This window comes from Mycobacterium sp. UM_Kg27 (genome assembly GCF_000972905.1).
Classification (GTDB): Bacteria; Actinomycetota; Actinomycetes; order Mycobacteriales; family Mycobacteriaceae; genus Mycobacterium.
Genome location: NZ_JRMM01000292.1, coordinates 1 through 872 on the forward strand (window position 1 = coordinate 1; position 872 = coordinate 872).

Sequence of the window (872 nt, forward strand, 5' to 3'; positions counted from 1 at the left end):
TGTGTATAAGAGACAGGGAGAACGACGCCCACTGCCCCGTGCCGCGGGCCTCCAACAGCCGCAACACCACACCGGCCTGCTCGGGTACCGACACCATCACCTGGTGCAGGTGTTCCAGGCCCACCACCGGGACCGGGCGCGGGGTGAACGCGGCCGCCGCGATCTGAGCGAACGACTCGGCGTCGACACCGAGCATTACTTCGGGAAGCAGGTTGGCGAAGTTGTCTTCCAGCGACACCGCGCGCGGGTAGCTGCGCAGTGCGGCGGCTTCCAGTTCGGCGAACATCTGCGCGACGTGCTTGAACGCCCGGTACTGCAGCAGACGCGCGAACAGCAGGTCGCGAACTTCGAGCAACGCCAGGTCTTCTTCGTCGTCGACCTGACCGGCCGGCAGCAGCCGGGCCGCCTTGAGGTCGAGCAGTGTCGCGGCGATCACCAGAAAGGCGGTGGTCTCCTCGAGCTCCAGCTGCGCGCCGACGTCGCGGGTGTAGGCGATGAAGTCATCGGTGACCTGGTGCAGCGCCACCTCGGTGACGTCGAGGCGGTGCGCGAAGATCAGCTGCAGCAGCAGATCGAAGGGACCCTCGAAGTTGGTCAGCCGGACCTGGAAGCCCGGCGGTTCAGCGAGGCTCGACGGAGGAGAGGTGAGGCTGGGACCGCCGCTTGGACCCGGCGGTTCGGCGGGGGCGTCGGCCGTCGGTGTGTCTACGTTCACGCGCCGAATCGGTCGATGACTTCGCGGGCCAACGCACGATAGGCCTGCGCGCCGCCGGACTTCGGGGCCCAGGTGGTGATGGGCTCGCCGGCCACGGTGGTCTCGGGAAAACGCACGGTGCGGGTGATGACGGTGTCGAACACCAGGTCGCCGAAGC

The 872-nt window shown here is 67.8% G+C and carries 1 protein-coding gene and 1 pseudogene; both read right to left on the bottom strand.

Annotated elements, in window-relative coordinates; translation table 11 throughout:
• On the bottom strand, positions 1 to 598 hold a 598-nt coding region (locus tag LI94_RS21310), incomplete at its 3' end, for a segregation/condensation protein A (protein WP_046302498.1).
• A gap of 113 nt (positions 599 to 711) precedes the next feature.
• Positions 712 to 872 (bottom strand): annotated as a pseudogene (locus LI94_RS24865) (ParA family protein); the annotation flags it as partial.